This is a genomic window from Paraclostridium sp. MRS3W1, assembly GCF_032465715.1.
Lineage (GTDB): Bacteria > Bacillota > Clostridia > Peptostreptococcales > Peptostreptococcaceae > Paraclostridium > Paraclostridium dentum.
In genome coordinates this window covers 1-3,843 of record NZ_JAWDJM010000035.1, presented here as the reverse complement: position 1 = coordinate 3,843, position 3,843 = coordinate 1, and the positions used below count along the sequence as shown (strand labels likewise).

The following is a 3,843-nucleotide window of genomic DNA, read 5'->3' as shown; positions in this document are numbered from 1 at the left end:
TAGCTAAACCTATTGAAATTACTTGTTTGCATTTAGATTTTTCAAAAACCAAAAAAAACTTCACAAAAATCATTGCAAATTTGCTTTTTTTTTCGTATAATGTTTAGTTTGCTTTTTTGCTGTATACAAATTTGTATTTATTATATATAATGTTATTAAATACAAGAAAAAGGAAGGGATATTATGGCCAGGCGGCGATCTGTAGAACAAATTCTACTAGTACTGATAGGTTCTATTATACTATCATTTGGAGTTTATAATTTTAATTTTCAAAACAACATTACGGAAGGTGGAGTGTTAGGATTTTTACTACTGTTAAAAAATTTATTTAACATTAGACTTTCATTAGCAAATCTTATCATAGACTGTGCTCTACTATTAGTAGGCTACAAGTTTTTTGGTAAAAAATTCATTAAGTATTCGTTAATAGCAACGATTAGCTTCTCTTTATCATTCAGCTTTTTTGAAAGCATAGGTCCAGTTATACCTAAATTTGATAACTTAATACTGGGAAGTATAATTGCCGGTGTTTTTGTTGGTTTAGGATCTGGTTTAGTTGTTAGAGCAGGAGGTGCAGCTGGTGGAGACGATGCTTTAGCATTAGTAATTTCTAAGACTACATCTTTAAAAATTGGTAAAGTTTATATGATAAGTGACTTTTTTATATTAGGTCTATCATTAATATATTTATCATTTTCTCAAATAGCTGTATCTTTAATTGCGGTCAGCGTAAGTGGAAAAGTTATAGACTTTGTATACTCATACAAAAACAAAGACATTGTAAGAGTTTAATTATAAAAGGGATATAAGATTATATTAATATAATCTTATATCCCTTTAAAATTTAAAAATACTATGATTATTTTATAGTATTATCTTTTATTTTCAAATATAGTTTTTGTAGTATCTAAATCCTTACCTACACATCTTTGACTGTTTATTCTCTCTAAAGCAAGTATTTGCTTTGAAAACCCATTGAATACTTCTGATAATTTTTTTAACATAATTAAAATCCCCTTTCGTGTTTTACATATTGTATACAATATACTGTATATGATTTTCGATGCAAAGTCAAGTATTTTTACAATAAAAACAAAAAAGAAATGTTAAAATTTAATTTTTTAACATTTCTTTTTTGTTTTACATAAGATTATAATATTTTTTTAATATTACAGCTCTTATAGATTCATATTTTATATTGTCAGGCAATTTTTTCTTTATAAGACTAATCTTGTCTATTCCTTCTTCTTCACATATTTTTAATATATGTTCTTCATCTTCTTCAGTATAATATTTTTCTAAATTCACCTTGAAATCTATTTCTGATCCATTCTTTATCATATCTGTTACATAACCTAATATAGTAGAAATAGATACCTCTATTTCATTGGATATGTCTTCCAATGATTTACTTTCTCTTAGCATATCTAATGCTATTTCTTCATTACTTCTACTATCTCCATCTATTATAACTTTCAATCTGTTTTTTTCTTTCCAAATTTCAGATATATTATTTTCTTCTGTGTATCTATTAACTATGTCTAAAAATACACGTCCATATTTTTTTACTTTTACAGGACCAAACCCACTTATATCATTTAGTTGCTCTTCATTTGATGGATACCTTCCACTAATTTCTTTTAATGAATTTTTAGATATTATCATAGTTGGCAATACCCCTTCATTTTTAGCAAGTTCACTTCTTTTTATATATAACTTTTCATAAAGTTCTTTATCTGTTTTAATATCTATAAAGTCAAGTTTTTCCTCTTGTGAGCTTATAAAGTCACCCTGTATTTTTATATTATTTTCTTCAACATATTTGATTATTGCACTTTTAAATATTTCTCCATATTTCTCATATTTTATATTTCCGACACCTGGAATTTTTAACATACTTTCTTTTGTTATCGGATATTTACTAGACATAACTTTTAAAGTTCCATCTCCAAATATCATATAAGGAGCTATATTTTCTTCTTTTGATATATTATATCTAATTTGTTTTAGAGTATCATACAGTTCATTTGATATTTCTAAGTTTTTAGATACTTTGCTTTCTTTAAATTCTACCTTAATATCTCCCTTTAGCGTTTTCATTGAGTTTTCATTTAATTTTATGGTTGGGTAAGTTCCATCTATAGAATCTATAAAGCCATGAGATATAAGTGTATTGATAAAAGTTTTTAAATCATCCGATGAGTAATGTTTCATTATTCCGTAAGTAGATAATTCATCAAATCCAAATTGTAATACTTTTTTGTTTTTAGATCCTCTAAGCACATCTATAATCATAGTTATTCCAAAACTTCTTTTCATTCTAGCTATACATGAAATAACCTTTTGAGCATCTAAAGTTTTGTCAACTAAGCTTCCATTATCTAAACAATTACTACAGTTTCCACATTCCTTTTTAAAATCTTCTCCAAAGTAATTTATAATACTTTTTCTATAACAATCATTGCTATATACTAAATCTGACATATCCCTTAATTTCTTATATTGAATGTTTTTTCTATTTGGGTTTTCTGTACCAATTTCAATTAAATATTTTTGTATATGTACATCTCCAGGCGTAAATAAAAGTACACATTCACTTTTTTCACCATCTCTACCAGCTCTACCAATTTCTTGATAGTAATTTTCTATACTCTGTGGCATGTTATAATGTATCACGTATCGTATATTAGGTTTGTCTATTCCCATTCCAAATGCATTGGTAGCAACCATAACACTTACATCATCTTTTATAAAACTTTCTTGATTTAATTTTCTTTCTTCAGCTCCAAGTCCTGCATGATACCTAGATACATTGTACCCTCTTTTATTTAATCCTTCATATATCTTATCTACTTCTTTTCTGGTTGCCGCATATATAATTCCACTTTCAGATTTATGATTATTAATATACTCTAATAGATACTTATTTTTATTTGAAGCCTTTTCTATAGTTATAGTTAAATTTTCTCTGTCAAAACCAGTTATAAATAATTTAGGATTATTCAGTTCTAATAAGTTTATAATATCGTTTCTTACTTCCACTGATGCTGTCGCTGTAAATGCAGTAATTATAGGCCTTTTTTCTAAGTTATTTATGAATTGAGATATTTTTCTGTAGCTAGTTCTAAAGTCATGTCCCCACTGAGATACGCAGTGAGCTTCATCTATTGCTATTTGACTTATTTCTTTAGACTTTATTAAATTTGAAAATTCATATGAATCTAATCTCTCTGGTGCTATATATATAATTTTATATTTATCATCATCTATATTTTTTACTATATTTGAAAGTTCCATTGTAGATAAAGAACTATTTATAAAAGTTGCATCTATTCCCATTGTCTTTAACGAATCCACTTGGTCTTTCATTAGAGATATAAGAGGAGATATAACTATCGTTAGCCCATTTAAAATAAGAGATGGTATTTGATAACATATGGATTTTCCTCCTCCAGTTGGCATAATCGCTAGAATATCATTTCCTTTTATAATTTCATTTATTATATCTTCTTGACCTTTTCTAAATTTTGGATATCCGTAATATTTAGATAGTACATCTAAAGGCTTTATATTCATCTATCTTCTCCTTTAAAATACTTATTATTGTAAAACTTTTTTCTTAAAACAAGAAAACTCCTTAAGTATGCATAAGCATACTTAAGGAGTGTTATATACTATATTATATATAAATTATGCTAAAGTAACATTAGCAGCTTGAGGTCCTCTAGCACCTTCAACTATTTCAAAGTTAACAGCTTGACCTTCTTCTAATGATTTGAATCCATCTTTTTGTATAGCTGAGAAATGTACGAATACGTCATCTCCACCTTCTACAGATATAAA

Annotated in this window: 4 protein-coding genes; 1 reads left to right on the top strand and 3 read right to left on the bottom strand. The window is 26.7% G+C overall.

What is annotated here, in order from left to right:
• Window positions 1-183 precede the first annotated feature (183 nt).
• Entirely contained in the window at window positions 184-792 is a 609-nt protein-coding gene (locus RWY47_RS02885) for a YitT family protein (protein WP_021432832.1), read from the top strand.
• A gap of 80 nt (window positions 793-872) precedes the next feature.
• On the opposite strand, the gene RWY47_RS02880 is transcribed toward RWY47_RS02885, so the two are convergent.
• From RWY47_RS02880 to RWY47_RS02870, 3 genes are all read right to left on the bottom strand, one after another.
• Window positions 873-1,004, bottom strand: coding sequence for a hypothetical protein (locus RWY47_RS02880; RefSeq protein ID WP_021430567.1), 132 nt, complete (start codon window positions 1,002-1,004; stop codon window positions 873-875).
• Between the two features lie 136 nt (window positions 1,005-1,140).
• Window positions 1,141-3,576, bottom strand: a complete 2,436-nt coding sequence (gene recQ / locus RWY47_RS02875) for a DNA helicase RecQ (protein WP_025161806.1) — start codon at window positions 3,574-3,576, stop codon at window positions 1,141-1,143.
• 114 nt (window positions 3,577-3,690) lie between these two features.
• Window positions 3,691-3,843 (bottom strand): cold shock domain-containing protein (locus RWY47_RS02870; protein WP_316030230.1); only part of this gene is annotated, 153 nt, incomplete at its 5' end.